Genomic DNA, 26,468 nt, shown 5'->3' on the forward strand with positions numbered 1-26,468 from the left:
AAAATTTACTATTTAATTTTACTCTTTGCAATCTGCAACGCCTTTATAAATTGAGGATCTGAGTTTCTATCATATGGCTTGTTTTTTAAGTTATCAGGATATACTACTTGAACATTCGGTTTTATTCCTTTTTTGTGTATATTTTCACCACTTGGAGTATAGTATTTTGATATGGTCACCTTTAAGGCAGTCCCTTCTCCAGTATCAAACATAGTTTGAACTACACCTTTTCCAAAAGTTTTTTCTCCAACTAAAGTTCCTAATTTATAATCCCTAATTGCTCCAGAAAATATCTCCGATGCACTGGCAGAATTTCCATTCGTAAGTACAGTAATAGGCATACTAGAAAAATTGCCACCTTCAGATTTATATTCTTTTTTGTTATTATATTTATCTATTGTAGAAACTACTACTTTACCACTAGGCAAGAAATTAGATACCATTGATACGCACTGATCCAGTACACCTCCTGGATTATCTCTCAAATCTATAATTAAAGATTTCATGCCTTTGCTCTTTAACAACGTCAATTCCTTTTTAAAGTTTTTAGCTGTATTTTCATCAAACATGGATACTTGAATATATCCAACATTATTGTCTACAATCTCTCCAGTTACAGTTACCATATTCACTTTGGCTCTCTTTACTTTAACATCAAAGCTGCCTTTATTTTTTCTGAAAATTGTAAGCTTGACTTCTGTTCCCTCTTTTCCCTTCATTATAGAAACAGCTTTTTCTAGCTCATTTCCATTAACTGCAATTCCATTGACTTTTTCAATTATATCATTTGTCAGCAATCCAGCTTTTTTAGAAGGAGAATCTTCAAATACTTGCTGTATTTGTATCTTGTTGTCCTTTGAAGCAACCTGTATTCCAATTCCACTATAATTTCCTTCAGTTTCAGTATTAAAGTCACTAAATTCTTTTTTATTCATAAATACAGTATATGGATCTTTTAATGATGATGTCATTCCTTTTAATGCACCTTCCAAGAGAACACTATCATCTATCTTTCCATCATAATATTTATACAGTGTATTTCTAACTTCAAATATCTTTCCAAATTTATTTATTGCATTTCCCTCTCTGATTTCCCAGAAATTATAAGTTCCAAACATAGTGGCTATATTAGTAGCAATTATAATAAATACTATCCAAAATATCCATTTTTTCTTTTTATTCAAGCTATCTTCACCTCTTTTAATAACATTTAAGCATATAAAAAACTGTCTTATATTAGTATTTATGTAGATATGAAATAATTATAACACTAAAAAAATATAAATATACAAAATTACTTAAAATGTTTTTGTATAAAACTGGCATGCAGATAACTGCATGCCAGTACTTAAAATCATAAATTAAACTGCTAAAAATTTTCTTATAGAAAGCAGACTTCCCAATGCACCTATTATAACCCCTACTAATACAAATATTCCCAATATATTACTATATACATATTGAGGACTTATTAACTGCATTAATATAAGTGAAGAAGATGTCTTAAAATATAACATCCTATATAGATAATATAAGATTATATCTGCCACACCTGCTCCTATTATACCTATAATAATACCTTCTATTATAAAAGGCCATCTTATAAACCAATCTGTAGCTCCTATATATTTCATTATACCTATTTCTCTTCTTCGTGAATATACTGTAAGTTTTATAGTATTTCCAATTAAGAATAGAGAAACTCCTACCATTATAACCAATATAACAATTCCTATCCACCTTACAGTTCTAGTTATTTTTACGATTTTATCCACAATTCCTTTTCCATCTTGAATACTTTCAATACCAGGCATATCCTGTATACCGCTTACTAACTTGGAAACATACTCTGGATTTGTTACCTTTATTATGTATGAATTAGGAAGTGGATTATCTTTTTCAAGACCATCAACTAACGATTTGTTCTGTTCTCCCAATTGATTTCTGAACTTATCTACAGCCTGCGACTTAGTTACATATGTTACTGATTGAATATTACCATTTGACTTGATCTTATTTTCCAAATCCTTTTTCTGTGAACTAGTTATATTATCTTTTAAGTACACATCTATCTCTACTTTTGATTGAACCTGAAGTATTCCCTGATTTACATTTACCATAGCAAGTATTGATACTCCAAGTATAAAAAGAGTGGCGGCAACTGTGGCTACTGATGCAGTACTTATAGTCTTATTTCTATTTAAACTTTTTAAAGACTCACTTATAAAAAATTTTATCGTACTAATTCTCATAACCGTATGCACCTCTCTGTTCATCTCTAACAATTATTCCTTTTTCTATTGCTATAACTCTTTTCCTCATGCTATCTACTATTTCTTTGGCATGAGTTGCCATAACCACTGTAGTACCCGCATTATTTATATCACTTATTGTATCCATTATATCCATGGCAGTTTCAGGGTCTAGATTTCCTGTAGGTTCATCTGCTATTAATATGGAAGGATTATTTACTATAGCTCGTGCAAGCGATATTCTCTGCTGTTCTCCACCAGACAACTCATTTGGAAATGATTTATATTTTTTAGCCAAACCAACAAGTGATAACACTATTGGAACTTTTTTTCGTATCTGTCTTGGAGATGATCCAATTACTCTCATGGCAAAAGCTACATTTTCATATACATTCAATGTAGGTATCAATCTGAAATCCTGAAAAACCACTCCTAGATTTCTTCTATAAAATGGTATTTTTCTTCTTGATAAATTTGTTATATCTTTTTCATTTACTACTATATTTCCACTAGTCGGTTCAACTTCTTTAAGCATCATCTTAACAAAAGTTGTCTTTCCAGCTCCACTCGGACCTACTAAAAATACAAACTCACCTTTTTCTATTTTAAGGTTTATATTGGACAACGCAAATATGTTATTGTTGTAAACTTTACTTACGCCTCTAAATTCTATCATTTATACCTCTCCTCAATACATTTCTTTTATTATAAAAGATTTCATACCCCCGATTTTCATTATATCATATAAAAATAAGTAATTGAAAATTAAAGTATTAAATTATTATTAATAAAAAAAAGGGTAAAAATACCCTTAAATAGTTTACTGAAGACCTACACTAACTAAAAGTGCATTATCTACTTTTTTCATATCTATATCTGTCATATGACCGATTTTTTCTTTCAATCTTCTTTTATCCAATGTTCTTATTTGTTCTAACAATACTACCGAATCCTTATTAAGTCCATATGCCTCTGAAGAAATTTCTACATGGGTCGGAAGTTTTGCTTTATTTATCTGAGAAGTAATAGCCGAAACTATAACAGTAGGGCTATATTTATTTCCTACATCATTTTGAATAATAATCACAGGCCTAATTCCACCCTGTTCAGATCCTACTACAGGGCTTAAATCAGCATAAAATATATCTCCTCTTTTCACTATCGTTGTCATTTGGCAAATCACTCTCCGAAAGCTTCGCTTCATATTCTTTTAATTCCCGTATGTCACATGCAAAGCCCATTTCCGCAAACTCAAGATTAAGTTGTGCCATTTCTTTATATCCTCTTTCCATTTCAGATATAATATTTAACCTTTTTTTCTCCTTAATATATAATATGATAGCTTCTCTAATAAATTCACTTCTTTTTTTACAATCTTCTTTAAGTGCTGCATTGAACTCATCATATAGTCTTTCTGAGAGGTTCACTACTAATCTTTTTGAATTTGACATTAAAAATTAATACCTCCTATTAACGTAAGCAAAAGATAAACATAAAATAATTATAGTCATAATAATTGTACATGTCAAAAAAATATTCATATTTCAACAATATTTTATATATTTTTTGACACAAATCCTCTACTAGACGTATATTTTTTATATAAAGACCTGTACTTTTAATTTTGGTATGTATTTCAATAAATTAAAATCTTATGTAATAGGAAAATATTAATTTTATAATATATAATTTTTGACCTTAACTACCTTATTATGTTTAATATACACTCTTGGAAGTCTTTTACTCATCATACACAGCACTTCATAACTTATAGTTTCAAGTATAGAAGCTATATTCTCAGCATCAAATCTCAATTTGTTCTGCTGACCCATAAGTATAACTTCGTCTCCAACATTTATGTTTTCAATATCAGTTACATCAACCATACATTGATCCATGCATATATTCCCAATAACGGGAGCAAACTTATCGCCTATAATAACCTTCGCCCTATTAAATAATCTTCTGGAATAACCATCTGCATATCCAATAGGCAGTGTTGCTATAACAGTTTTTTTATTAGTTGTGAATTTTCTACCGTAACCAATATACTCGCCTGCATCTAAAGTCTTTAAATGAACTATCTTAGCTTTTAATTGCATTACCAGTTTTATATCGAGGGCATCCTTGTTTACTTCTCCCGACGGATAATATCCATAGATTATTATTCCTGGTCTTACTTCATCAAGATAGGTAAATGGAAGTTCCATTATTGCAGCACTATTAGCTATATTTCTCATATTTATATTAACTTTTCTTAAACTAAGCATGTTATAAAACTCATTATATTTTTCAAATTGGAGTTTAGTATATTCTTTATTGGTCTCATCAGCTGTAGAAAAATGAGAAAATAAACTTTCTATTTCAATATTAGTAAGTTCATTTATTTTACAAATTAAATCTACGCTATCCTCATTAGGTAAAAATCCTATTCTTCCCATTCCTGTATCTACGGCAATGTGAATTTTTACTTTCTTATTATACAAGCCTGCAACTTTTGATAGCTTTATAGCATATTCATAAGAACACACAGTAGGTTCTATATCGTATAATACTATGTCTTTCAAAAAATTATCATCTGTAATTCCCAATATCATAATAGGACATTTTATTCCCTTTTTTCTCAATTCTATAGCTTCATCCAAAATAGCAACAGCTAATTTTGTAAAACCATTTTGTAAAAGAGTCTGAGCGACTTCAAAAGCTCCATGTCCATATGCATCGGCTTTTACCACTCCTATTATATCTCTGTCCCCTACTTTGTTTTTTATCTGCCTGACATTGTAAATTAAATTATCTAAATCTACCTCTACCCATGCAGGTCTGAAGACCTTATCCACTTATGTCACTCCTCATTTATACATGGTACCTATATCAAAAATATCTTTTTTCAATTCTATATTTGATTTAAAATCAGTATACTCAACATTTACCATTTTTTCGCCGTTAGAATTATAAATTATTAAAAATCCAGGTACAGAACTTACTGCATTTATATATAATTCTGCTTTACACATATTTTTATTATTCCCTGGTATATCCAAACTTATAACTTGATACTTTTCATTATATATATTCTTAAATGAATTATCAACCCTTTCATTAGTATATATAAGACTTACATATTCATCTATAAAACAGAATTTAAATAAGCTATCAAAATCTTCATCTATATTATAATTACTTCCACTACTAAGGTCACTTGCAAATATTTTATTCTGCTTATATATAAATAGTCTATTCTTCCCCAGTTCAAATCTTTTTCCATATTTTTTATCGTACAATTGTTTACCAGTATAATTTATTTTTTGTTTATCATTTTCTATTTGTATATTTACATTACAACTGTAGCTGTCTAAATCTTTAAGATAATTTATTATTTCTTCAGTGTTTTTTATCTTTTTTCCGCAGGATACAAAGACAAAAATCACAGCAAAGCACATAATGAAAATACTTAGCAGCTTTTTATACATTTTATTCCCCCTATAAATGTATTTCACTACTAATACTATTCCATTAGTTATATTTGTATTACAATCATCTTAACAAATCATCATTTATATAATATATCTTTCAATATAAATGGTATTTGACTTATAATATCACCGGCATTTACACAAAACATATTTTCCGATAGCCTATCCCCACAAAGTCCATGCACATAAGCAGCCATGCAAGCAGCCTCAAAAGGAGTATAATTTTGAGCTGCAAGAGATGTGATCATACCAGTCAAACAATCCCCCATTCCACCTGATGCCATTGCACTGTTTCCTGTAGAATTTATGGCTAAACTGTATCCATCTGTTACAATAGTATTATAACCTTTAAGTACTAATGTTATATCATTTTCCCTGGCAAATTTTCTAGCAATATCTATTCTATTTTCTTTTATATAATCTATAGTTAATCCTGTAATTCTTGACATTTCTCCTAAATGTGGAGTCATTATAATTTTACACTTTCTACCTTTTAAAATATCCATCCTACTCTTTAGAACATTAATTCCATCTGCATCAATTACCAAAGTACTTCTTACTTTGTCTATAAGCATTTTTAAAATATTTAGTGTGAATTCATTATTTCCCATACCTGGTCCTACAGCTAGAGCATCACATTTTTGAATAAGTTCTTCAAGTTTCTGAACATTTGCTAAATCAACAGTCATTGCTTCTTCAAGTTTTGAACTCATACTATTTTGAAGTTCTCTTCTGCATGCAAGAGTAACTAGTCCTGCCCCACTTTTAACCGCAGACTGGGTACTTATATATGCCGCTCCTGAAAATCCAACTGATCCTGCAATAATTACTACTCTGCCAAAATCTCCTTTGTGAGAATATTTATTTCTTATTTTTAATGTGTGCTTTGCTATTGTATCAGTTATAATAAAATCTCTAATATTAAATTTATTAATTGCAATGCTTGGAATTCCTATATTTTCAATAATTATACTTCCAGTAAATTCATTAGCCTTATAATTTAAAAATCCCTTCTTATATAATTGAAATGATATTGTTTTATTGGCCTTAATACAATTTTTTAATACTTTGCCTGTATTACCACTAAGACCTGAAGGAATATCTATGGACAACACATACTTACTGTTTTCATTTATAATTTTTATAATATCTCCGTATATTCCATCTACATCTCTTGAAAGCCCAGTTCCAAAAATAGCATCAATAATCATGTCACTAAAATATATGGCTGATTTAACCTTTTCTATTTGTTGACTATTATCTATTATATCTACTTTAATTCCTAAGTTTTTTAATATATCATAATTAGTCCTGCAATCATTAGTCATGTTTTTTTCATTTCCAATTAAAAATACATTTATACGTTTTCCTAAATTATATAAATGTCTGGCAACGGCAAATCCATCACCTCCATTGTTTCCCTTGGTACAAATTATACAAAAAGAACTGTATTTTTTAGTATCAATATTTTTTATTACTTTTAACGCTGCGTTTTCCATAAGAACTATGCCTGGTATTTTAAGTTCGTTTATACAATAACTATCTATATTTCTCATTGTTTCAACATTAGCAACTTTCAATATCATCAACCTCCATAACTGCAAATGCTATTGCATTATTAATTTCATGAGATATACTCAAGTGAATTCTATAATTACCATATTCCTTTGCTAATACTTCAGCTTTTCCTTTTAAAATCACGTTAGGCTTGCCTAAATTTGTTCTATGTATACATATATCCTTGAATTCAAATCCTCTAAATCCAGTCCCAAAAACTTTAGATATAGCTTCCTTAGCTGCGAAACTTCCAGCTATAGACTCAGGTTTATTGTTATTTTTATTAAAATATTCAATCTCATCTTTATCAAATAATCTGTCTATAAAATTAGTATGTTTGTCCAATGCATTTTTTATCCTAGATATTTCAACTATATCCACTCCAACACCTAAAATCAACAATACTACCTCCAATACCAATAGTGTTATTCAAGTATAATTATACACTATAAAAATTAAGAATATAAAATAAATAATAGGAATAATTACAAATTCTATTATTTGTTCTATATTCTTCAATGTTTCTTAATAAGCTATATTTTTTATTTGTTTATCAAAATCCATAGCATAATCATCAACATAATCACCAATTATATCTATAAGATGAATTGGCGAAACTTCCTGCGTGTACAACAATCTTAGTAAATTATGTACCTTATATCTATCAGGGCTTATATTTTTTACACAATCTCTACATATATCAACTAATTTTTCATTAAATATATCCTGTCTTTCTATTTCAATTCCATATGATTGTATCTGAATTGTATCCCATCTACATATAATATCCAAATTGTTTTTAATTAGTCTATAAAAATAATTACTCTTTTTACTGTCACTCAATTTTGTTCTCATAAGATTATCAATTACCATATATTTCTCCCCCAAACTATATTGTTTTTACAATTGATTTACAAAAATTATATTAGCACAAATCTCAAAAAAATTATGTCACTTTGTGATAAAGTTAAATTATTAATTATCTCTTTTATATGACAACATAATTAGATAACTTCACCATAAACATTCTATCCATTATAATTTGACAATCTTATTCTATTGAATTGCACCATATCAGTAAATGATTTACAAACAATTATAAATTTGGAATCTGATTTTTAGATAAGTACTCACAGAGTAAGCGATTCACACCAAATCACAGATTTGGGTTTTCTGCTTATCTCATTCTATACGTTATTATTGGATCCTTACCAGCTTTAACGCAAGAGTTTAAATTACATTTAAAATTTATATCACAAATAACATCCATGTTTGTTATAATCACAGGAGTTATAAGCGAATATCCTTTACTTTGTATGAATTTTTCATCTATTTTTATGATTATATCTCCAGCTTTAATTTTAGAACCTTCTGATACTACCCTTTGAAATCCTTGACCTTGCAAATCTATAGTGTCTATACCTATATGGACTAAAACTTCCAAACCATTATCCAGAATAATGCCAAAAGCATGATTTGTATTAAATATAAATGATACTACTCCATCAGCTGGAGATAGTATCTTATTTCCGATAGGCTGAATAGCCACTCCATCTCCCGCAATTCTATTTGAAAATATCTGATCAGGTACTTTTGACAAACTCACAACCTTTCCATCAGCTGGAGAAAGTATCTTAAATTCCTTCTTTAAGAAATCAAACATTTTTACCCCCATAATTATAAAATACTCAAGCATCAAAAGTATATATTGCTAAAATTTGTTTGTCAACACTTAATCTAAATTTTAACTATTTTTGTTGATTTTAGTTTATAACTATATTATACTGTATTTATATTTAATAATAATTATTAGGTAATAGATAGGAGGCTTTAACATGAATGAATCCATACAAATAAAAAAAGATATTCAAAAGAAAAAATGGAAATGTCTTATTTGTGGTGTAATATTTGAGGGAGATGAACCACCAAAGATCTGTCCTGTATGTGGAGCAGACTCCAGCCAATTTGTGGAAGTAACAGAAGATAGTATGTCATTTAAATCCAACTCAAAAGATAGGTTTATAATAATAGGAAACGGTGCAGCAGGATTTAACGCTGCAAAGTCAATAAGAACACGAAATACCAAGGCTGACATAACATTAATATCAGAAGAAAAATATTTAACATACTACAGGCCTGAGTTATCAGATTATCTTGCAACTTCCATACCTGATGATAAATTTTATGTAACCACCCCAAAATGGTATGATGAAAACAATATAGAATTAATCCTCAATACTTCAGTTAAGTCTATAAATTCAAAATCTAAAAAAATATACCTTAGTGATAATAAGGAACTATTATATGACAAATTAATTCTTGCAAATGGAAGTGTGAATTTTATCCCTCCTATAAAAGGCAATGATAAGAAAGGAGTATTTACTCTAAAATTTTTAAAAGATGCGGACAATATAAAAGAATACATGAACAAATCCAAAAATGCCGTAGTCATAGGTGGTGGTTTGTTAGGTCTTGAAGCAGCATGGGAAATGAAGAAAAATGGTCTTTCTGTAACTGTTGTTGAATTTTCAGATAAACTGCTTCCTAAACAGCTAGACACTAAAGGAGCTGAAATATTCAAAAAATATATTGATGAATCTGGTGTTTCCATAATTCTTGGTGATAGTGCAGATGAAATACAAGGTCAGGATAAAGTATCCTCTGTAAAATTAAAAAGTGGAAAAATTATCAATGCTGATTTAGTTCTATTCTCTGTAGGAATACGTCCTAATAAGACATTAGCTGAAAATACAGGTATAAAAGTCAACAAAGGTATTATTGTAAATGATAAAATGGAAACTTCTGAAAAAGATATATATGCATGTGGAGATATATGTGAATACAAAGAAAGAATCTACGGTAACTGGCCTGCTGCTGTAGAAATGGGAAAAACAGCTGGTAATAATGCTGTAGGTAATGAAGTCCATTTTACATCTTTTGTATCTTCCGTTATATTTGCTGCAATGAATTGTAATTTGTTTTCCTGTGGAAACTTCTCAGAGGATTTTAAAAATATTTCATCTAGTGATTCTTCCAAAGGAATATACTCAAAATTATTCTTTGACAACAATAAATTAGTAGGTGGCATTCTTATAGGTGAAACTTCAAAATCCGGTAAAATAATGTTAGCAATACAATCTCAGAAAACATTAAATGATGTTTTAAAAGAAAAATTTTTATAATGTAAAATTATGAAAGCTCCAGAATTAATATATTCTGGAGCTTATTTATTAACAAATCTTCTTTTATTCCAAAAAAGCGCATTAATTTCTCCACCTATTATAGTAATATTAGATAAAATAAACAACCACGTCAAAAGTACTATTGCAGCACCTATACTTCCATATATTAAAGAATAATTGGCAAAATTATTTACATAAAAAGCAAAACATATAGATACCAAAATCAATGCTATAGTAGATACTATTGATCCCGGGATTACTTCATACCACTTCAACCTTACATTAGGTGTATAAATGTAAACTGCTCCAAAAATGGAACTTATTGAAAAAATTATTATTAAATATCTTACTACATTCCATGCAAAATTAAAATTTCCATTAAGCCCTAATTCTATTATCAGAAATCGTCCTAACAATTGCCCAAATACCAAAAGTATACTAGTAATTAAAATTATAAATATAATTCCAAAAGTACACAGTATTGATACCGTATATAATTTTAACATCCCTCTATCCTCATCTTTGCCATATGCTTTGTTAAGGCCTTTAATAACAGCTTGAAAACCATTTGAAGCACTCCATATAGTAAAAATCAAGCTTAAAAATAATATCTTATTATTTCTAGTATCTACGATATTTATAATTGTACTTTCTATAATTTTTAAAATATCCTGTGGTAATATTCCATTTAACATAATCAATATATCACCGCTTTCCACAGGAATATATCCAACAAGACTTATAACAAATATTAAAAAAGGGAAAAAAGAGAAAACTAAACTATAGGCAAGTTGGGAGGAAAGTGCCATAACATCATCTTTTACAAATCTTATTACAAATATTTTTAAATTATATATAAACTTGCTTTGCATATATACACCAACCTTCATAATTAAACTACATAGTATATATAGTATTTCCTACTTTATAAATTTATTATTTGTTTTACTCCTTTATTCTAAATATAAATAAAACAATTTCATAAAATTTGTTGAAACCTAAACAAAAAAAGGATAAACTAATTATATATAATAAAAATAGAGAAGGAAGGTTAATAATGAAAAGTTTTACTAAACACTTATTAATTGTATGTGCTGTATGTGCAACAACAGGAATAGCAAGCCACAGTACTGCATTTGCTGCAAATAATGAAGACAAGTCTTCTATTGAATCTTCTCAAATAACAACATCTAGTTCGGCTGTAATTTCAAACACAGATAATAATTCCACAAACACAGAAGGTTCTATTGAGGACAAGTCGATTTCTACTACTAAAGATGACACTTCTTCATCTGAAAAAAATACTTTATCTAGTACTAATACAGAATCAAGTGTAGAGTCGAGTGAAAAATCAAAAAATACATATTCAACTGAGGACAATGGAACAATTACTGCAAACTATTCTCAAAAAGTAAATTCAGATAGTAGTAATGTAGTTACGAAGGATAATGTTGCAACAACTAAAACATGGCAGGTCAAGTTTAATCAACCTGTTACTATTGATTCATTAGAAGGAAAAATAGAGCTAATAAACGAAACTACAAATGCAGAAGTTCCAATTACAATGACAATAGTAGAAAATAGTCTCGATCAAACTGTACTAATAACACCATCAGTTGCGCTTGACTTTGATAATGAGTATCATTTGTCAGTTTCCCAAAGTATAACATCAAAATTTGGAAAAGTTCTTTCAAATCCTACTATAGTTAGCTTTAAAACACAGCAGGATATATCAATATCTTCTATTAATGACATCAATTTAAGTATAAAACAAGGAGGAGCTTTTACTTTACCTACAACTGTAGATGCAACTATGTCCGATGGAACTACATCCAAAGTTGCTATATCTTGGGACAAGCAATTGAACAGTACAAGAAGTCCTGGCAATTACACATTCAATGGTACCGTAAGTGGTTATAAAAATACTGTAAAATTAAACTTGACTATAGAAGCTGTTCCTCAATCTCCTTCACCTACAGATGGTAAGAGAACTCAAAATGCTACTGAGCTTAAATTGTATAATTATCTTTCAGATTATACTAATAGAAATTCGGTTTACGATAGAGCTGTTCAAATACATGCTTCCTTAGGCTATGGTGATGATCCATACAGTAACAACTGTGCATTTTATCAAAGTACAGCATTGAGAAGTATAGGTATAAATATACCAAACTCTACTGCAAATACTAGAACTCTTACAAATGTACTTACAAATTTGGGATGGAAAATATCATATGATTTATCTCTTTTGTTACCGGGAGATATATGTTTTACTATTGGTGCTTCGAACGGGACAGGTCCAACTCATACCTACACTTTTATGAAGTGGGCTGATCCTGATGATTTCCATTATGCTTATATATGTGATAATCAAGGCGGCGATTGGCCTTATACTGATGATGGAAATACAGATGCATACCATGAAAGAAGTATTGATACCCAAACATCTATAGCTGATAAAATATCATATTTCATGTATCCACCAGCATAATAAAAATAAGCTTGTACTCTTTATTAAAGGTACAAGCTTATTTTTTATCTAGATTCAGCTCACATTAGGCCTCACACCAAATCGCAGATTTGGAATCCTACTTAAAATATCTGTTTAATACTCCCTGAAAAGCTGCTCCGTGTCTAGCTTCATCTTTGCACATTTCATGTACTGTGTCATGAATTGCATCATAATTCAATTTTTTTGCAAGTGTAGCTAATTTCTTCTTTCCAGCACAGGCACCTCTTTCAGCATCTACTCTCATCTGTAAGTTTTTCTTTGTATCATTTGTAAGTACTTCCCCTAAAAGTTCAGCAAATCTTGATGCATGATCAGCTTCATCTTCAGCAGCTCTTCTATATGTTGCTGCAACTTCTGGATAACCTTCTCTATCTGCTTGACGAGCCATAGCAAGGTACATACCAACTTCTGAACATTCACCAGTGAAATTGTCTCTTAATCCCTGTAAAACTTCAGGATCAACTCCCTTTGCAATTCCTACTTTATGCTCATCAGCCCAAGAAACCTCATCATCAGTTTTTTCTTCGAACTTATCAGCTGACGCACCACATACTGGACATTTTTCTGGTGCCTTTTCTCCTTCATATACATATCCACAAACTGTACAAACAAATTTTTTCATAATAAAAATCCTCCCTTAATGGTTTATATTTAATAATTTATATCGTAAATTTTTTTATGTTTCTTTCAACAATTATTATTATATAACACTAATTATTAAATTGCAAGTATTTTTATAATTTTTTATAATAAAAAACATAATAAGTAAAAAAACTTACCATGTCTCTTATTAAAACTTATTATATCTTTTCTACTTCTTTTAATATTTCTGATTCAACTTTTTCAAAATCTGGTACATAACTTTTTACAAGTTTCATATTACCCCTTAATCTATATTCTCCAAGTGATGCTGGAATAAGTATACTATCTCCAACATTTATAGGTTCGGCACCATTGTCATATATAATATCGCCTTGTCCTTCCACACATGTAAATATATAAAATCTTTCCTTATCGCTAATTTCAACAGCTTCTTTATAAATATCATAAAGTTCTAAAGAAAATTCTTTTGAAATGCATATATAGGTTTTAAAAAATCCTTGTCTCTCTACCCTAAGTCCTGTACTTTTTTCACCTCGTAATTTTAAATTGACTACATCCAAGGCCTTTTTTACATGTAATTCCCTTCCCCTATTATAATCATACACTCTATATGTTATATCACTGCTCTGTTGTATTTCTGCTAAAATTACACCTTCACAAATTGCATGTATCATGCCGCTTCTTATAAAATAAACATCTCCTTTTTCTACAGGTATCCTATTCATATACCTTTCTAAATTTCCATTTGAAATTCCATTTCTAAATTGTTCCAGAGTACACCCTTCTTTAGTTCCAACTATTAAGCTTGCTCCTGGAAATGCCTTTATTACATACCATGCTTCTGTCTTGCCCATTTGATTTTCAACTCTATTTGCATATCTGTCATCTGGATGAACTTGTATGGATAGTTTGTCCGTAGCATTGATTATTTTTACAAGTATAGGAAAATTTTTCTTGTCTATTTTTGTGCCTACTATTTTATCTCCCGTCTGCTTAATAAGTTCATCAAATCTCATGTCTTTGAATTTACCATTTGCAACTATACTCATTCCATTAGGATGGCAAGATATATCCCAGCTCTCACCAATATCCCCCTCCGGAAGATTACTCCTAAACAGTCCTAAATCTCTACCTCCCCATATCTTTTCAAAATATAAATTTTTAAATTTTATAGGATACATAAAATCAACTCCTCATAAACTATTTAGTAAATATAAAAGTATTCATTAATTAATATTATAACATTATAATATTGTGACAATTTACCATTGTATTACTTTTATTGTGTTGTATTTCCATAAATCTGATGGTATATTGATGTTAATTAATATTAATTAATATCAATTATTATATAACATTAATTAATATGTGAATTTTAGGAGGGTTATAAATGAACTTTTTTAATAAGATGAAAGTAAAGAAAACAATGCTATTAAGTTTCTGTGTAGTAGCAATATTTATCGTAATAGTAGGTGCTATAGGATGTATAAATATTAAAAGAATAAATTCAGCTTCCAATCAACTATACAATGAAGATCTAAAAACCATTAAAAATTTAGACAAATTTGATGCCAATACAATGCATTTACGTTTAGAAATAATAAATTTAGTTGAAATCCGTGATAAAAATAAAACTGCTGATACTTTAAAAACTATATCTCCATATAAAGATGAAAATGATCGTATATTAACTTTATATAAGCAATCAAATTTAACTTCTGAGCAGAAAACATTGGTATCCCAATTAGACAATGAACTTATTTCATGGAGAACTATATACAATAAAATTCTGAATTTAATGGCTGCGGGAAAATATGACGATGCAATGTTATTAAACAAACAAGCTGCTAGTTATAGAAATAAGTTAACATCTACTATAGAAAAGCTGATTCAAATAACAGTGCAGAACTCCAAAAGCAGTAATATTAAAAACAATGCTCTATATACGTCATCTTTAATTGCTATAATTTTAATTACAATAATCGGATTGACTATTGCAATACTTTTAGGTAATATCATAGCTTCTTCCACAGGAAAAGTGCTTAATAAAATTTTATTATTTGCAAATTCTCTTAGTAATGGTGATTTAACTAAACGTTTAAGTATTTCAAGTAAAAATGAATTTGGTACCATATCAAATGCATTAAATAATGCTACTGAAGATATAAAAAATCTAGTTAGTGAAATAACAAGCAGTATAAAAACCATAAATTCCTCAAGTCAGGATCTATCTGCTACAACTGAAGAAATATCCTCCATGATGTCCTCTGTAAATGAATCGACTGCCCAAATAGCTGAAGGCTCTCAAAATTTAAGCAGTATTACAGAAGAAATAAGTGCGTCATCGGAGGAAATGGAAGCAAATACAAGTGAACTTTCAGGAAAAGCTAATGAGGCTTCAAAGTCATCTGTTGAAATAAAAAACCGTGCTGTAAAAATAAAACAGAAAGCTTCCAAAAGTATAGAAGAAAGTGCCTCTGTATATGAAGAAAAGAACAATAAAATTTTAAAAGCTATTGAAGATGGAAAGGTTGTTTCAGAAGTAAAGACAATGGCAGCTTCCATTGGAAATATAGCCGAGCAAACCAACCTGCTTGCATTAAATGCAGCAATTGAAGCAGCAAGGGCTGGTGAGCAGGGAAGGGGATTCTCTGTAGTTGCAGATGAAGTTAGAAAACTTGCTGAAGAGTCATCAACTACCGTTGAAAGTATAAATAAAATGGTACTGGCTGTAGAAACAGCTTTTAAAAATCTATCTGACAGCAGCAAAGAAGTACTCGAATACATAGCAAACAATGTCAAACCAAATTATCAGTTCCTTATGGATACGGGAATTCAGTATGAAAAGGACTCTGAATTTATAAATACTATATCCAAAGAAATAGATAGCTCTTCAAAACAGATGCATGAAGCTGTATCCCAGGTAAGCACAGCTATACAAAGTGCTGCATCCACAGCAGAGGAATCTGCTTCAGGTTCTGAAGAAATACTTGGAAGTGTAGGCGAAGTTACCAAAGCCATTGAAGAAATCTCAGTTTCTTCTCAAAGTCAATCCGAAATGGCTGAAAAACTTTCAGCCATGATAGATAAGTTCACAATAAATTAAATTGTAATAAATATATTTTTGTTCTATAATAATTAGAATATCACTCATCGGGAGGGTTCATAATGAATATATTGGTTTGCGGTGGTGCGGGTTATATAGGAAGCCATATGGTTGCCCACTTATTAGAAAATAATCATAATGTAGTAATACTTGACAATCTTCAAACAGGTCATAAAGATGCAATTTTAGGTGGAAAATTCTATTTGGGGAATTTAAAAGACAGTATTATCTTAGATAAAATATTTACTGAGAATAAAATTGATGCAGTAATTGACTTTGCAGCAAATTCCCTAGTCGGTGAAAGTGTAGAAAATCCACTTAAATATTTTGATAATAATATTGGATCCACTATAAGTCTTTTACAATCCATGAACAAACACAATATAAAATATATTGTATTCTCATCTACAGCTGCAACTTATGGAGAGCCTGAAAATGTGCCTATACAAGAACAGGACAAAACATTTCCAACGAATCCATATGGTGAATCCAAATTAGCAGTAGAAAAAATATTGAAATGGTGTGACAATGCCTATGGCATAAAATATACTGCACTTCGATATTTCAATGCATGCGGTGCACATATAAATGGAAAAATAGGAGAAGATCATAATCCAGAATCTCATCTTATTCCAATAATACTTCAGGCTGCTATGGGTAAAAGAGATAAGATAATGATCTTTGGTGATGATTATAATACTGAAGACGGGTCTTGTGTTAGAGATTATGTACATGTATCAGATCTGGCTTCTGCCCATTTACTTGCTCTAAAAAGATTGCAATCTGGTGGTGAAAGTAAAATTTACAATTTAGGCAATGGAAAAGGTTTTTCAGTAAAAGAAGTAGTTGAAGTTGCAAAAAAAGTTACTGGAATAAATATCAAGTCAGAAATTGCAGATAGACGTCCAGGAGATCCTGCAACACTAATAGCTTCTTCAAACAAAGCAATTAAGGAATTAGGCTGGAATCCTAAATTCAACTCTTTGGAAACAATTATTGATACTGCATGGAAATGGCATAAGAATCATCCAAATGGATATACCAATTAGTTATACAAAAATAATGGGTATAGATTTGGTTTTTACACAAATCTATGCCCATTCCCATTAATTATGCTGAAAAATATTTATCATTACCTTAAACACAATAATATCCAATATTATTGCAATACTTTTTTAGTTTCAAATACAACTCTAAACTCAGTGCCTTTTCCTACCTCACTTAACACATCTATGATGCCATTATGTTCTTCTACTATACATTTTGCAATTGAAAGTCCAAGTCCAAAACTACCTTCTCTTTTTGCCCTTGATTTATCAACTTTATAAAATCTATCAAAAATTTTACTTAAGTGTTCTCTTGGTATACCTTCCCCTGTATCTGATACTGTTATTTGAATTCTACTTTTAACCATGGTCGTTTTTATTGTAACAGTATCTCCAGATTTTGTATGTTTTATAGCATTGTCAATTAAAATAGCTATAAGCTGCTTAATTCTTCCTTCTGTTCCTTTTAGAAAGATATCCGGTTCAACCTTGGATATAATCTTTATTCCACTTTGAATTGCCACTGCTTCAAAAGGTTGTACTGATTGAACAACCGCATTGCTCAAATTAAACTCATTTTTACTAAAAGAAGTTTTACTTGAATCAGACCTTGCAATAAATAAAAGTGCCTCTATAAGTTTAGTCATTCTAGTTGTTTCAAGTTTTACATTCCCAAGCCACTTTTTCTGACTTTCCACACTATATTCCCTATTATCCAATACTATATCAAGATTTGTAGTTATAACGGCAAGAGGCGTACGAAGTTCATGAGATGCATCTGCAACAAATGCTTTTTGTCTTTCCCATGCTGTCATAACAGGTTTAAGAGATACATTGGCAAGAAACAAACTTATTATAAATACAAGTACAAGACTTATTATACAAACTAATATAGAAATCATAATTAATCTTCTTAATACTTCATTATCAAATGATTTATCTACAAAAACTATAATACGTCCATAGGGCTTAGCTATCTCAAGATATCGTAATTTATAGCTTTTATACGTTATAATTCCTTTATCCTTATTATCTTTTAAAATCTTTTCTATTACATTATATGACGAATCTCTAGTTATAATGGAATTACTGGAGATTTCACGAACAGCTCCAGATCTATCTATTTTTATAAAGAAACTATCAGATGGTGTTAAATTTCTTTCAGGTGGTGAAGGTGGCAAATTTTCCATCTCTGCTGTTTTAACCATTCTCATATAAGAAGAATGATCAAAACTTTTTTTCATAAGTATGTATATACCTGAAAATATAGTAATAAGCACCAAACTCGTTAATATCAAATTAATCAAAATAAGTTCTATTTTTAATTTACGGAACATAATCAAACCTCTTTCAAGCAATATCCGATTCCTCTTATAGTTTCAATAATAACATTACAATTTAATTTTCTCAATTTCTTTCTTAAATATGAAAAATACACCTCAATATTATTATTCATTTCAACATCTGAATCAATTCCCCATACTCTATCCAAAATCTGATCTTTGGTTATTACTTGATTTTTGTTTCTAACTAACAATTCTAAAAGTTGTGATTCTTTGGCAGTAAGCTTTAAACTTTTATCATTACATCTTATTTCTGTCCTTAATGGGTCAAAAATCAAAGATGATATTCTTATTTCCTCACTTTGAATAAAATGAGTGTGTCTTCTACCAAGAGCTCTCACCCTTGCAAGAAGTTCCTCTGTAGAAAAAGGTTTTACAAGATAATCATCTGCGCCATTATCTAGTCCTTCCACCCTACTTTCAATGGAATCCATAGCAGTCAAAATAATCACAGGAATCTCACTTCCACTTTTTCTAAGATCTCTTAGCACATCCAAACCCTCTTTACCTGGAAGCATTCTATCTAAAATTATAAGATCATATATTCCTGTTTCAGCCATCTCCTGACCTTTAATACCATCATAAGCAGCATCTACGCTGTAGTTATTTTTCTTTAATATGTAAACTAGAGCATCTGAAAGCATGTTTTCATCTTCAATTAAAAGTATTCTCATAATTTACCTCCTCATTTTAATTATAAACAATAATAAAGTATAAATATAGTAATGTTTAAATTTATTTTACATTTATTAAACATACTTTTAAGCATTCTTTAAGGTTTATTCTGCAAAATAATATTAACGTGAATTAATTATATTTTAGATTGAGGTGAATTAAATGCATAATAAGAATATAGTATATTCTATTGTAGTTCCACTTTATAACGAGGAATTGGTAATTGATGAAAGCTATTCCAGATTAAAAGAAGTTATGGATTCCACTTATGAAAACTATGAGATTATGTTCATAAATGACGGGAGCTCTGACAGCACAGAAAAAAAGGTACAGCAGATATGTAAAACAGATGAAAATATAAAACTTATTAATTTTTCAAGAAATTTTGGTCATCAATGTGCAATAACTGCAGGTATGGAAAACTCTGTTGGAGATGCAATAGTAGTTATAGATGCCGACCTTCAAGATCCTCCTGAAGTTATTCCTGAAATGATTAAAAAGTGGAAAGAGGGCTATGATGTAGTATACGGAAAAAGAGCCAAAAGGCAGGGAGAATCTTTCTTTAAAAAAATGACTGCTAGAGCATTTTATAGGCTTTTAAAAGATATGACTAGTATAGATATACCTGTAGATACAGGTGATTTCAGACTTATAGATAGAAAAGTCTGCAATACTTTGAACTCATTGCCTGAAAGGAATAGATACGTAAGAGGTCTCGTAAGCTGGATAGGTTATAAACAAACTTCTGTAGAATTTATAAGACATGAAAGATTTGCAGGTAACAGCAAATATCCTCTTAAAAAAATGTTGAAGTTAGCTTTTGACGGAATTACCTCATTTTCATATAAACCACTTGTATTATCTGGATATTTGGGTGTACTGTCGTTAATTATAGGGATAATTTCAACTATAGCAACTATAACAAAACACTTGATTAGTAATACAAATATAATAAATTTTGGGTTTATCATATCAATCAACTTAATTATGTTTGGAATTGTCTTAGGATGTATAGGCATATTAGGTCAATATATGGGAAGAATTTTTGATGAGAGCAAAGCAAGACCTAATTATATTATAGAAAGTATAATAAATAACAAGGAAACTATAAAACATGAATTCACTAGCTAAAACAATAAAGCATATTTTCAACGGTAAACTCAAATTATTAAGTCGTTTTTCTATAACAGGTGTATTAAATACACTAATAGATTTTATAGTATTTTCCCTATGTCAAAGTGTATTTGGATTTCATTACACTATAAGTCAGATAGCAGGATATAGTTTTGGAGTAACAAACAGCTTTATATTCAATAAAAAGTGGACCTTTGAAAGCAATAAACCAAAGAAGAAATTATATCATGAATTGATTCAATTTATTATAGTAAATATAGTTTCACTATTAATAACTATATTTTTTATGAAATTATTAATAAATACTTTTATCATAAATGTATATGTATCAAAGATAATAGTAACTCTCATAGCACAAGTAATAAATTTTTTATCATACAAACTTTGGGTATTCAATTAAGGAGGAACATTGATGAAACAACTTAAATTAACTAAAGAAAAGATTGGAATAATATTAGTACTAATTCTGTCTGGAATCCTAAATCTTGCAAATTTAAGCATAGAAAATTACGGAAATGAATATTATGCAGCCGGTGTAAAGAGTATGGTTTTAAATTTCAAGAATTTTTTCTTTGTATCATTTGATCCTGCAGGATTTGTATCTATCGACAAACCTCCTTTAGGATTTTGGATTCAAGCCATATCTGCCAAAATATTTGGATTTAGGGGGTGGAGTATACTACTTCCCCAAGCGTTGGCAGGTATTATATCAGTTGCTTTAATATATTATATAGTCAAGAGATCTTTTGGTTATGCTGCTGGAATTATTGCAGCCATATGCCTGGCTATAACACCAGTATTTGTAGCTGCAAGCAGAAATAATACTATAGACAATCTATTGGTTCTAGTATTATTAATTGCATGTATGTTCTTTTCTAAGGCTGCCGAAAAGGGAAAATTCAAATATCTAATAATAAGTTTGATTTTTATAGGTTTAGGTTTTAATATAAAAATGCTTGAAGCATATATGATAGGTCCAGCTATATATATAACTTATTTAATCTCTTCTGCAGCACCTGTAAAAAAGAGAATAAAGCATCTGGTTATAGGTACAATTGTACTAATCGTGGTCTCACTTTCATGGGCAACTATAGTAGATTTAGTACCTTCTCAAAACAGACCATTTGTAGGAAGTAGTACAAACAATACAGTTATGGAACTTATATTTGGTCACAATGGATTGGAAAGACTAAGCAGCAATAGCGGAGGTATGGGTGGAGGACCAGGAAATGGCGGCCAAAATCATAAGAATTTTAATTCAAAGAGCAGCACCACTAATTCCAATAGCATGCAACCTCCTAATGGAACAGGAAAACAAAATAATTCTAATTCAAATGACATGCCACCGTCTGGAAATACAGACAATAAAAACTCAAATTTGCAAAATCAAAATATGCAACCACCTAATATGACCGGTAAAAGCTCAAAAGGTCAAAAATTTGGAGGAATATCAGGTGGTGGACCAGGAGGATCTGGAACATCTAATCTTCAAGGAACTTTTGGAGGGCAGACAACAGCTGGAATTTCACGTTTATTCTCTAAAAATATACTTTCCGATCAAATAGTTTGGTTTATACCATTGTCAATATTGGGAATTATAGCAGCAGTTATATTAGAAAAGATAAGATTTCCTTTTAATAACAAGAAAAAACTTGATGTAGTTTTCTGGGCTCTATGGCTTATACCTGGATTTATATACTTCAGTTATACAAAAGGATTATTTCATCCATATTATTTAACTATGCTTGCACCTCCTATTGCAGCATTATCAGGTATAGGAATTGTATCAATGTGGAAACTATATAATCAAAATGGTATAAAGTCTTGGTTATTGCCAATAGCTTTCATTGTAGAAGGATTAGTCCACTTACTAATGTTATTCTATTTTATCAGCAATATGACATCAACAATTAAAGCTATAATTATAGCTGCATTAATATTGTGCTTTGCATCATCTTTCATTCTTATAATATACAAAATAATGAAAAAATCCATTATGGATAAAACTGAAAATATAAGATTTGCTAAGATATTTACAACACTTGCTATAATAGGTATTCTTGTAACTCCAGCTATAGGTTCCTCTGCTGCTATAAATCATTCAGTAAATGGAACCATACCTTCAGCTGGCCTTGAACTTTTATCAAAAGATAGTAGTTCTAAATCAAATAATTCTATGATGAAAAGAGGAAACTTTGGAGAAGGAAGCAATGAAAAACTTATTAAATTTTTGGATAAAAATATTAAAACTGAAAAATATGCGCTTGTTGTATCAAGTGCCAACAATGCTGGAGGTATAATAATTGAAAGTGGCAAGAGTGTAATGGCCCTTGGAGGTTTTTCAGGCTCGGATAATATAATATCCTTAAATAAATTTAAACAACTTGTAAAAAAAGGTGAAGTAAGATACGTTCTCACAGGAGGAATGGGAAGAAATTCTAATTCCATTATGAGTTGGGTTGAAAAGAATGGTAAAGCTGTTTCAGAGAGTAAATGGAAAGATACATCTAGTTCCAATAATATTAAAGAACAATTTACCAATAGGTCTTCTTCTAAATCAGACAATACCAAAACAAATAGCAACTCAAAGCAAAATGATAAGAATAATAGTTTTGGTGGAATGAATGATTCTCAAACATTATATGATTTGGAAGGTACTGTAAAATAAATGATAAGAGCTGTTCCAAATTTATGGAACAGCTCTTATCATTTATAAAGTTTTCCTTAACTCCCAGCTCTTAAACTACAATGGCTAAAATTTTAATATTCTTTAATCACATTGTTAAATACTGAAATTTTTTAATATTGACAATATACGTAAATTATCTAAAGAGTTGTCCACTTAATATCAATTTCTGTATTTCATTTGTTCCTTCATATATCTGGGTTATCTTTGCATCTCTAAGCATTCTCTCAACTTCAAATTCTTTCATGTATCCATTTCCACCAAGCATCTGAACTGCTTCTGTAGTTACATGCATGGCTGCATCTGTGCATGCTATTTTTGCTTTGGCAGCTGACAATCCATATGGTCTTCCCTCTTGTTTGTCTATGGCTGCCTTATACAATACATATTTAGCCTGTTCTATTTCAAGATCCAATTCAGCCATTTTGAATGCCAAATATTGTTGTTTGAACAATGGCTTGCCAAATTGTATTCTCTCTTTCATATACTGTTTCGCACGTTCAAATGCTCCTTCGGCTATTCCAAGGCCCTGAGCTGCTACGCCGATTCTTCCTCCATCCAATGTACTTAATGCTATCTTTAGTCCTTTCCCTTCTTCAGAAACTAAATTTTCTGCAGGAACTTTGCAATTTTCAAATACAAGTTCTGACACCTGAGCTGCTTTTATTCCACACTTGTCCTCTATTTTTCCTATTGAAAATCCAGGGTATCCCTTTTCAACTATAAATGCTGATACTCCCTTAGGTCCTTTACTCTTATCTGTTATTCCAAATACTAAAAACGTTTCTGAAAGAGGTCCATTTGTAATAAAACATTTAGTACCATTTAATATATAGTAGTCTCCCTTTTTATCTGCTGTAGTTGTTGCTGCTGACGCATCTGAACCTGCATTAGGTTCTGTCATTCCAAAAGATCCGAATTTCTTTCCGGATAATATGTCTGGAAGGTATTTTTTCTTCTGTTCTTCTGATGCGTTATTAAATATACCTCCTGCACATAGGGATGTAGTTACAGAATATGATATTCCTACAGATGCATGCACCTTTGAAACTTCCTCTACAGCTAATACATAAGAGAGATAATCGGCTCCTGATCCACCATATTCCTTAGGATATGGAAGTCCTATGAGTCCCATTTCCCCCATTTTTTTGTATTTGTCTATAGGAAATTCACTTTTTTCATCATTTTCAATTGCTATAGGTTTTAATTCCTTTTCTGCAAAGTCCCTTGCTGTTTTTTGTACAAGTTCCTGTTCTTTTGATAATTCAAAATTCATAATCTTTTCCTCCCTATTTTAAAAACAATCTATTTCTTTAAACCCATCAAGTTATTACAAAATATTCTTTTATCCATTAATCTTAAATTCTTATCTATTTTAGGCTTAAATTCCATTAATTTTAATACATCTTTTTCAATATCAACGCCTGGAGCTATCTCTGTAATATATAGCCCATCTTCTTTAAGTTCAAATACTGCCCTTTCAGTTATATAAGTAACCGGCTGCTTTGTTTTAATAGCATATTCTCCACTGAAAGTTATCTGCTCAACTTGTCTTAAAAATTTTATTGATCTTCCTTCTTGAATTATCTTTAATTTTCCATCACCTGTGTCTATTTTTAGTCCTCCAGCTGTAAAAGTACCACAGAATAATACTCTTTTAGCATTTTGAGTTATATTTATAAAGCCACCGCATCCAGCTATACGAGGTCCAAATTTACTTACATTTATGTTCCCATTTTTGTCTACTTGGGCCAATCCTAAAAATGCTATATCAGTTCCACCACCATCATAAAAATCAAATTGATAAGCCTCATCCAAGATTGATTCAGGATTTATGCATGCACCAAAGCCAGTTCCTCCAAGAGGCACGCCTCCTACAGCTCCAGCTTCTACTGTCATAGTCATGTATTCCCCAATTCCCTCTTCATTTGCAACCATTGATATGACTTCAGGTATTCCTATACCTAAATTTACTACTGCGTCGGGTTTAAGTTCCATAGCAGCTCTTCTAGCTATTATTTTTCTTGCATTTAATTCAGGATATTGTATAGTTTTTAAAGGTACTCTCACTTCACCGGTTAATGCAGGATCATAACCATTACAACCAAAAAATTGCTCATGATGTTCAGGTTCTGCAACAACTACTACATCAACATATATGCCTGGTATCTTTACAAGTCTTGGATCCAAAGTTCCTGAAGAAACTACTTTCTCAACTTGTACAATTACAGTACCTCCACTGTTTCTGCAAGCTTGGGCAATAGACAAAACATCTATAGTTCCTACTTCTCTTTGTAGTGATATGTTCCCATTTTCATCTGCAAAAGATCCTCTTAAAAAACATACGTCAACAGGAAAAGCTTTATACAATAATCTTTCCTGACCTTCTATGTTTATAAGTTTTACTACATCATCTTTAGTAACATCATTTAATTTTCCACCCTGGATTCTTGGATCTACAAAAGTATTTAATCCAACATGAGTTATAGTGCCGATTCTTTTACCTGCAATGTCCCTGAACAATTGAGCAATAGTTCCCTGTGGCAGATTGTATGCCTCAATCTTATTTTCGACTGCCATTTTTCCAAGCTTAGGTGATAAATTCCAATGTCCTCCTACCACTCTTTTCAACAATCCCTCATGTGCAAAATGATCTGCACCTTTTCCTTTGCCATCTCCTTGAGCTGCAGAATATACCAACGTTAAATTTTTTGGATGTCCTGTCTCTTCAAAACGCTTTTCTAAAGCTATACTAAGTTCTTCTGAACAAAGACTGCCTACAAAACCACTTGTTGCGATCAAGTCTCCATCTTTAACCATTTCTACAGCATCACAAGACTTTAAAAACTTTACTCCCATGAAAAAACCCCCTTAAAGATTTTACTTTACTATGAAA

At 30.4% G+C, this 26,468-nt stretch carries 25 protein-coding genes; 7 read left to right on the forward strand and 18 right to left on the reverse strand.

Features of this window, described 5'->3' with window-relative positions; translation table 11 throughout:
- Positions 1-8: 8 nt before the first annotated feature.
- The 11 genes from KM800_RS01395 to KM800_RS01445 all read right to left on the reverse strand — a co-directional run bounded on the left by KM800_RS01395 (position 9) and on the right by KM800_RS01445 (position 8,948).
- Positions 9-1,184 carry a S41 family peptidase gene (locus KM800_RS01395; protein ID WP_217811462.1) on the reverse strand — a complete coding sequence of 392 codons (1,176 nt, stop codon included), beginning with the start codon at positions 1,182-1,184 and terminating at the stop codon, positions 9-11.
- Between the two features lie 177 nt (positions 1,185-1,361).
- Positions 1,362-2,252, reverse strand: a complete 891-nt coding sequence (gene ftsX / locus KM800_RS01400; RefSeq protein WP_217811463.1) for a permease-like cell division protein FtsX — start codon at positions 2,250-2,252, stop codon at positions 1,362-1,364.
- Entirely contained in the window at positions 2,242-2,928 is a 687-nt protein-coding gene (ftsE, locus tag KM800_RS01405) for a cell division ATP-binding protein FtsE (protein ID WP_217811464.1), read from the reverse strand. Before ftsE ends, ftsX begins: the two co-directional genes overlap by 11 nt.
- Positions 2,929-3,072: 144 nt before the next feature.
- The gene (locus KM800_RS01410) at positions 3,073-3,423 is read right to left on the reverse strand and encodes a type II toxin-antitoxin system PemK/MazF family toxin (protein WP_017753273.1); all 351 of its coding nucleotides are present in this window, start codon (positions 3,421-3,423) and stop codon (positions 3,073-3,075) included.
- Complete coding sequence (locus KM800_RS01415) at positions 3,383-3,703, reverse strand: CopG family ribbon-helix-helix protein (RefSeq protein WP_017753272.1); 321 nt, start codon at positions 3,701-3,703, stop codon at positions 3,383-3,385. Before KM800_RS01415 ends, KM800_RS01410 begins: the two co-directional genes overlap by 41 nt.
- A 225-nt stretch (positions 3,704-3,928) precedes the next feature.
- Entirely contained in the window at positions 3,929-5,092 is a 1,164-nt protein-coding gene (alr, locus tag KM800_RS01420; protein ID WP_217811465.1) for an alanine racemase, read from the reverse strand.
- A gap of 12 nt (positions 5,093-5,104) precedes the next feature.
- Complete coding sequence (locus KM800_RS01425) at positions 5,105-5,725, reverse strand: germination lipoprotein GerS-related protein (RefSeq protein WP_217811466.1); 621 nt, start codon at positions 5,723-5,725, stop codon at positions 5,105-5,107.
- An 80-nt stretch (positions 5,726-5,805) separates the two neighbouring features.
- The gene (locus KM800_RS01430; protein WP_217811467.1) at positions 5,806-7,308 is read right to left on the reverse strand and encodes an NAD(P)H-hydrate dehydratase; all 1,503 of its coding nucleotides are present in this window, start codon (positions 7,306-7,308) and stop codon (positions 5,806-5,808) included.
- Positions 7,295-7,684: a holo-ACP synthase gene (gene acpS, locus KM800_RS01435; protein WP_217811468.1), complete on the reverse strand. Its 390-nt coding sequence runs from the start codon at positions 7,682-7,684 to the stop codon at positions 7,295-7,297. The genes KM800_RS01430 and acpS overlap by 14 nt, the downstream gene beginning before the upstream one ends.
- Before the next feature lie 126 nt (positions 7,685-7,810).
- A complete protein-coding gene (locus KM800_RS01440; RefSeq protein ID WP_217811469.1) occupies positions 7,811-8,158 on the reverse strand; it encodes a DUF6514 family protein in 348 nt (115 codons plus the stop codon).
- A gap of 304 nt (positions 8,159-8,462) precedes the next feature.
- Positions 8,463-8,948, reverse strand: coding sequence for a PTS sugar transporter subunit IIA (locus tag KM800_RS01445; protein WP_217811470.1), 486 nt, complete (start codon positions 8,946-8,948; stop codon positions 8,463-8,465).
- Between the two features lie 172 nt (positions 8,949-9,120).
- Between KM800_RS01445 and KM800_RS01450 the strand changes: the two genes are divergently transcribed.
- The gene (locus KM800_RS01450) at positions 9,121-10,467 is read left to right on the forward strand and encodes an FAD-dependent oxidoreductase (RefSeq protein ID WP_217811471.1); all 1,347 of its coding nucleotides are present in this window, start codon (positions 9,121-9,123) and stop codon (positions 10,465-10,467) included.
- Positions 10,468-10,508: 41 nt separating this feature from the next.
- On the opposite strand, the gene KM800_RS01455 is transcribed toward KM800_RS01450, so the two are convergent.
- On the reverse strand, positions 10,509-11,339 hold the full coding sequence (locus tag KM800_RS01455; RefSeq protein WP_217811472.1) for a YihY/virulence factor BrkB family protein: 831 nt from the start codon (positions 11,337-11,339) through the stop codon (positions 10,509-10,511).
- A gap of 185 nt (positions 11,340-11,524) precedes the next feature.
- Between KM800_RS01455 and KM800_RS01460 the strand changes: the two genes are divergently transcribed.
- Positions 11,525-12,958: an Ig-like domain-containing protein gene (locus KM800_RS01460; RefSeq protein WP_217811473.1), complete on the forward strand. Its 1,434-nt coding sequence runs from the start codon at positions 11,525-11,527 to the stop codon at positions 12,956-12,958.
- 97 nt (positions 12,959-13,055) lie between these two features.
- Here the strand turns inward: KM800_RS01460 and KM800_RS01465 are convergent, their stop codons facing one another.
- Positions 13,056-13,601, reverse strand: a complete 546-nt coding sequence (locus tag KM800_RS01465; protein ID WP_017753262.1) for an NADH peroxidase — start codon at positions 13,599-13,601, stop codon at positions 13,056-13,058.
- Positions 13,602-13,779: 178 nt separating this feature from the next.
- Positions 13,780-14,763: a type I phosphomannose isomerase catalytic subunit gene (locus KM800_RS01470; RefSeq protein WP_017753261.1), complete on the reverse strand. Its 984-nt coding sequence runs from the start codon at positions 14,761-14,763 to the stop codon at positions 13,780-13,782.
- Between the two features lie 209 nt (positions 14,764-14,972).
- Between KM800_RS01470 and KM800_RS01475 the strand changes: the two genes are divergently transcribed.
- Together KM800_RS01475 and galE are read left to right on the forward strand one after the other, a co-directional pair.
- Entirely contained in the window at positions 14,973-16,688 is a 1,716-nt protein-coding gene (locus KM800_RS01475) for a methyl-accepting chemotaxis protein (RefSeq protein WP_217811474.1), read from the forward strand.
- Positions 16,689-16,750: 62 nt separating this feature from the next.
- Positions 16,751-17,737 carry a UDP-glucose 4-epimerase GalE gene (gene galE, locus KM800_RS01480; protein ID WP_217811475.1) on the forward strand — a complete coding sequence of 329 codons (987 nt, stop codon included), beginning with the start codon at positions 16,751-16,753 and terminating at the stop codon, positions 17,735-17,737.
- A gap of 110 nt (positions 17,738-17,847) precedes the next feature.
- Here galE and KM800_RS01485 read toward each other — a convergent pair whose 3' ends face one another.
- Positions 17,848-19,071 carry a sensor histidine kinase gene (locus tag KM800_RS01485; RefSeq protein ID WP_039656577.1) on the reverse strand — a complete coding sequence of 408 codons (1,224 nt, stop codon included), beginning with the start codon at positions 19,069-19,071 and terminating at the stop codon, positions 17,848-17,850.
- A 2-nt stretch (positions 19,072-19,073) separates the two neighbouring features.
- A complete protein-coding gene (locus KM800_RS01490; RefSeq protein ID WP_195510288.1) occupies positions 19,074-19,751 on the reverse strand; it encodes a response regulator transcription factor in 678 nt (225 codons plus the stop codon).
- Between the two features lie 163 nt (positions 19,752-19,914).
- Here KM800_RS01490 and KM800_RS01495 point away from each other — a divergent pair, with 163 nt between their 5' ends.
- From KM800_RS01495 to KM800_RS01505, 3 genes are read left to right on the forward strand one after another with little or no spacing between them, the layout of a single operon-like run.
- On the forward strand, positions 19,915-20,883 hold the full coding sequence (locus tag KM800_RS01495) for a glycosyltransferase family 2 protein (RefSeq protein ID WP_217811476.1): 969 nt from the start codon (positions 19,915-19,917) through the stop codon (positions 20,881-20,883).
- On the forward strand, positions 20,867-21,286 hold the full coding sequence (locus KM800_RS01500) for a GtrA family protein (protein WP_217811477.1): 420 nt from the start codon (positions 20,867-20,869) through the stop codon (positions 21,284-21,286). The genes KM800_RS01495 and KM800_RS01500 overlap by 17 nt, the downstream gene beginning before the upstream one ends.
- A 12-nt stretch (positions 21,287-21,298) precedes the next feature.
- Positions 21,299-23,554, forward strand: a complete 2,256-nt coding sequence (locus KM800_RS01505) for a glycosyltransferase family 39 protein (RefSeq protein ID WP_217811478.1) — start codon at positions 21,299-21,301, stop codon at positions 23,552-23,554.
- Positions 23,555-23,708: 154 nt separating this feature from the next.
- On the opposite strand, the gene KM800_RS01510 is transcribed toward KM800_RS01505, so the two are convergent.
- Both KM800_RS01510 and KM800_RS01515 read right to left on the reverse strand, forming a co-directional pair.
- The gene (locus KM800_RS01510; protein ID WP_217811479.1) at positions 23,709-24,848 is read right to left on the reverse strand and encodes an acyl-CoA dehydrogenase family protein; all 1,140 of its coding nucleotides are present in this window, start codon (positions 24,846-24,848) and stop codon (positions 23,709-23,711) included.
- 29 nt (positions 24,849-24,877) lie between these two features.
- Complete coding sequence (locus KM800_RS01515) at positions 24,878-26,431, reverse strand: acyl CoA:acetate/3-ketoacid CoA transferase (protein ID WP_217811480.1); 1,554 nt, start codon at positions 26,429-26,431, stop codon at positions 24,878-24,880.
- Positions 26,432-26,468: the final 37 nt, after the last annotated feature.

Source organism: Clostridium tyrobutyricum (assembly GCF_019144085.1).
GTDB lineage: Bacteria > Bacillota > Clostridia > Clostridiales > Clostridiaceae > Clostridium_B > Clostridium_B tyrobutyricum_A.

Coding starts and splice junctions, on each gene's coding strand:
- ftsX (WP_217811463.1), bottom strand. CDS start 2,252: ATGAGAATTAGTACGATAAAATTTTTTATAAGTGAGTCTTTAAAAAGT.
- ftsE (WP_217811464.1), bottom strand. CDS start 2,928: ATGATAGAATTTAGAGGCGTAAGTAAAGTTTACAACAATAACATATTT.
- KM800_RS01410 (WP_017753273.1), bottom strand. CDS start 3,423: ATGACAACGATAGTGAAAAGAGGAGATATATTTTATGCTGATTTAAGC.
- KM800_RS01415 (WP_017753272.1), bottom strand. CDS start 3,703: ATGTCAAATTCAAAAAGATTAGTAGTGAACCTCTCAGAAAGACTATAT.
- KM800_RS01425 (WP_217811466.1), bottom strand. CDS start 5,725: ATGTATAAAAAGCTGCTAAGTATTTTCATTATGTGCTTTGCTGTGATT.
- KM800_RS01440 (WP_217811469.1), bottom strand. CDS start 8,158: ATGGTAATTGATAATCTTATGAGAACAAAATTGAGTGACAGTAAAAAG.
- KM800_RS01445 (WP_217811470.1), bottom strand. CDS start 8,948: ATGTTTGATTTCTTAAAGAAGGAATTTAAGATACTTTCTCCAGCTGAT.
- KM800_RS01450 (WP_217811471.1), top strand. CDS start 9,121: ATGAATGAATCCATACAAATAAAAAAAGATATTCAAAAGAAAAAATGG.
- KM800_RS01455 (WP_217811472.1), bottom strand. CDS start 11,339: ATGCAAAGCAAGTTTATATATAATTTAAAAATATTTGTAATAAGATTT.
- KM800_RS01460 (WP_217811473.1), top strand. CDS start 11,525: ATGAAAAGTTTTACTAAACACTTATTAATTGTATGTGCTGTATGTGCA.
- KM800_RS01465 (WP_017753262.1), bottom strand. CDS start 13,601: ATGAAAAAATTTGTTTGTACAGTTTGTGGATATGTATATGAAGGAGAA.
- KM800_RS01470 (WP_017753261.1), bottom strand. CDS start 14,763: ATGTATCCTATAAAATTTAAAAATTTATATTTTGAAAAGATATGGGGA.
- KM800_RS01475 (WP_217811474.1), top strand. CDS start 14,973: ATGAACTTTTTTAATAAGATGAAAGTAAAGAAAACAATGCTATTAAGT.
- galE (WP_217811475.1), top strand. CDS start 16,751: ATGAATATATTGGTTTGCGGTGGTGCGGGTTATATAGGAAGCCATATG.
- KM800_RS01485 (WP_039656577.1), bottom strand. CDS start 19,071: ATGTTCCGTAAATTAAAAATAGAACTTATTTTGATTAATTTGATATTA.
- KM800_RS01490 (WP_195510288.1), bottom strand. CDS start 19,751: ATGAGAATACTTTTAATTGAAGATGAAAACATGCTTTCAGATGCTCTA.
- KM800_RS01495 (WP_217811476.1), top strand. CDS start 19,915: ATGCATAATAAGAATATAGTATATTCTATTGTAGTTCCACTTTATAAC.
- KM800_RS01500 (WP_217811477.1), top strand. CDS start 20,867: ATGAATTCACTAGCTAAAACAATAAAGCATATTTTCAACGGTAAACTC.
- KM800_RS01505 (WP_217811478.1), top strand. CDS start 21,299: ATGAAACAACTTAAATTAACTAAAGAAAAGATTGGAATAATATTAGTA.
- KM800_RS01510 (WP_217811479.1), bottom strand. CDS start 24,848: ATGAATTTTGAATTATCAAAAGAACAGGAACTTGTACAAAAAACAGCA.
- KM800_RS01515 (WP_217811480.1), bottom strand. CDS start 26,431: ATGGGAGTAAAGTTTTTAAAGTCTTGTGATGCTGTAGAAATGGTTAAA.